This is a genomic window from Aureimonas sp. AU22, assembly GCF_001463745.1.
Classification (GTDB): Bacteria; Pseudomonadota; Alphaproteobacteria; order Rhizobiales; family Rhizobiaceae; genus Aureimonas.
In genome coordinates this window covers 1-3,012 of sequence record NZ_BBWJ01000029.1, presented here as the reverse complement: position 1 = coordinate 3,012, position 3,012 = coordinate 1, and the positions used below count along the sequence as shown (strand labels likewise).

Below are 3,012 nucleotides of genomic sequence, written 5' to 3'. Positions count from 1 at the left end.
CCCGTTCGACGGTTCGGGCACGGCGGTGATCCCGGGCCAGTTCACGGACTTCCGCTCGAACGGCGACTTCGACTTCCACACGATCACCGCGAAGCTGTCCTACCGCTTCAACTAACGAGCGGCGGGCCAGACCGGAGAGGTCTCCAGTCCCTAACCGGATCGTCTATCGCTCGAAAGCCCGTCCCGGTACTCCGTGGCGGGCTTTTGCGTGGTGCTGGAGTCGTTGAAACTGCCGCCATCGATCGATGGAAGCGAGTGTCCGCTATCTTGTCTCATCGACGCAAAGCGGACTGACCGTTAACCACCCCATCGAGCGATAGGCGCTGGGGAAGCGGACGCCCGAGAGCGGTCGGACGGGTTTCGACCCAACCGAGCCGATCGGTGCCGCGGAAGCGGACACCTGGAAGCGGTCCATCCGCTCTCGACCCAATCCGGTCTTTCGAACTGCCGTTGAGGCTTCACTGAAGCGGTCGTTCGCAGCGCTTTGCCGACTTCGGATCGGGGTGGCAAGCGATCTGTCTCCCGGCGGCGTCACAGATCTTGCACGGAGGCTGGCGGCTGCATGAACTCGATCGTCGCGCCGTCAGGGCCAACAGCGTAGATCACCCTCGTTCCAGCCCGCGCACCGCTTGCGATCGGCTGCGGAATGCCCTGCGCCTTCCAGCCGTAGGCGTCGATCCGCGCAAGGAGCGCGTCGATGTCATCGACCACAAAGGCCAGATGCGCGAAGCCCGGATCGAACGGCTTGGCCGGCAGGTTTGGCCGATCCATCCCGCGGTATTCCAGGAGTTCGATCGTCAGATCCGCCAGCGAGACGATCGCCATGCGAACCTGTGCCCCATGTGCTCCCGTCACCTGACCGAGGAACTCGCCCCCCATCTCGCCCGTCCGCACAAGCTGCGCGCCGAGCCCATCGACCCAGAACCGAAGAGCCTCGTCGAGGAAGGCGACCGCGAAGCCGATATGATCGGCGCGACGCACGTGGATGCTCGTGTGTTCCGTCATGCGAAACTTCCTGCCGGCAAAGGGGTCAATCGCTTAGAACGGGTCGTCGCCGGTCTTCCGGCTATGTCCCTTCCATGCATTTGCCATTTGGATGCTGACCGGCACGAAACTACCCCGTCCTGTGTCCAGTAGCCGTGAAAGCGGACGCCAGGAAGCGGTCGATCGCCTTTCGACCCCCTGAACGTCGCAATTCCCGACATGGGCCCCACCGAACGTAGACTTGCCGGCGCAACATGATCAACCCGCCGCCGGATCGAGCTACACGCGCAGCCCGCGGCTGTCATGGCGCTGTCAGGCTTGGCGGTGGTTCACGATGGGTTCCTCGTGATGGGAGATGCTCTCGGCGCATTCCGAGCCGAGGCCACGGTCGGCGGCATCCCGCTCGAAGTCTCTGGCGACGTCCTCAACGGTGACCCGGGTGAACTGTTCGAGCAGGCGAGCCTCCGCCTCGCGCAAGGACGTGTCGAGACGGGCGTCGACGGCGCGCTCGACCAAGCACTCGGCCGGCTCCGCGCCGGACCCGATGTTAAACAGGGGCGGCGCGCCGACCGCCTCGTAAACATCCCGGAGCGTCACGTCCGCGAGCGACCGCGCGAGCTGCCATCCGCCGCCGTGCCCCTTCTCGGACGCGACGATCCCCCGATCGCGCAAGCCGGCCATCATTCGGCGGACCACGACCGGATTGGTGGAGATCATCCGGGAGATCTCGTCCGAGGTCGCAAGCGGCACGTGACGATCCAGGTGGATCAACACGTGCAGAATGCGGGACATACGCAGGTCGCGTGGCATGCGGGGAACCCTTCCTGTCTGCACGGACGTTCTAGTCGACACCACGCAACATGCAAAGTGTCATGTCTTGCGGTCCGACCGTCCGTCATGTAACTCGTCGAGTATCGTAATGGACGGGAAGGATCGACCCATGGACCACGATGTCATCGTCATCGGAGGCAACTTCGCGGGGCTGTCGGCAGCCATGCAACTGGCAAGGGCCCGACGCACCGTGCTCGTCCTCGACACGAACGCACCGCGCAACCGCTTTGCCGCGACCTCGCATGGGTTCCCCGGACAGGACGGACAGGGCCCGGCCGAGCTTGGCGCGGCCCTTCGCGCCGAACTTGCAGCCTATCCAACGGTGGCTTTTGCAAGCGAGGCCGCCGTCGCGGCCCGTCGGGAGGGCGGCGGATTCGTGGTCTCGCTGGCCACCGGAGGCGGGGTCGCCGCGCGCCGGCTCGTCCTTGCCTACGGCGTCCGCGACACCCTGCCGGAGCTGCCCGGCCTCGCCGAGCGCTGGGGCGTGAGCGTCCTGCACTGTCCGTATTGTCACGGGTACGAACTAGATCGGCAGCCCGTGGGCGTTCTGGCACGGACCGAGATGGCCTTCCACCAGGCGATGCTGCTTCCCGATTGGGGACCGACAACGCTGTTCACGCAAGGGGCGTTCGTGCCGACAGAAGATCAGCGGCGGGCCCTCGTCTCGCGAGGCGCGACTGTGGAGACGACACACGTCACGAGCCTGATCGGTCCCCTGCCCAAGTTGGAGGCGGTACGACTGACCGATGGCCGCACGATCCCCCTCTCGGGCCTGTTCGTCGCACCTCTGACGCTTCCGTCCAGCGATCTCGCCAACCAGCTCGGCTGCGCTATGAGGGACGGGCCGACGGGACCCTACCTTGAGGTCGACGCCATGCAGGCGACGACGGTTCCGGGCGTCTTCGCGGCCGGCGACCTCGCCAGCCCGATGCCGAACGCGACCCTGGCCACGGCGGCGGGCGTGCTGGCGGGTGGAGCGGCGCACCGCTCGCTGGTGTTCGATCGCGACTTGGCCGCGGCGGCCTGATGGATGCGTACGATGAACACCGAGACATTCTGGAACGACATCTACCGCCAAGGCTCGCCGACGACTTCGGGACAGCCGGGCTTGGCCCTTGCCCAGTTCGCCGGGCCGCTCATTCCCGGGAGCGCGCTGGAGCTCGGCTGCGGAAAGGGCGACGACGCAGTGTGGCTAGC

Annotated in this window: 3 protein-coding genes; 1 reads left to right on the top strand and 2 read right to left on the bottom strand. The window is 66.1% G+C overall.

All coding sequences use genetic code 11. The features are described from left to right. Nucleotides 1–531: 531 nt before the first annotated feature. Entirely contained in the window at nucleotides 532–1,005 is a 474-nt protein-coding gene (locus AUL34_RS10165) for a VOC family protein (RefSeq protein ID WP_082653290.1), read from the bottom strand. Between the two features lie 291 nt (nucleotides 1,006–1,296). Beyond that, entirely contained in the window at nucleotides 1,297–1,794 is a 498-nt protein-coding gene (locus AUL34_RS10160) for an Rrf2 family transcriptional regulator (protein WP_082653289.1), read from the bottom strand. Between the two features lie 130 nt (nucleotides 1,795–1,924). Between AUL34_RS10160 and AUL34_RS10155 the strand changes: the two genes are divergently transcribed. Beyond that, a complete protein-coding gene (locus AUL34_RS10155) occupies nucleotides 1,925–2,842 on the top strand; it encodes an NAD(P)/FAD-dependent oxidoreductase (protein WP_061933606.1) in 918 nt (305 codons plus the stop codon). Nucleotides 2,843–3,012 lie beyond the last annotated feature (170 nt).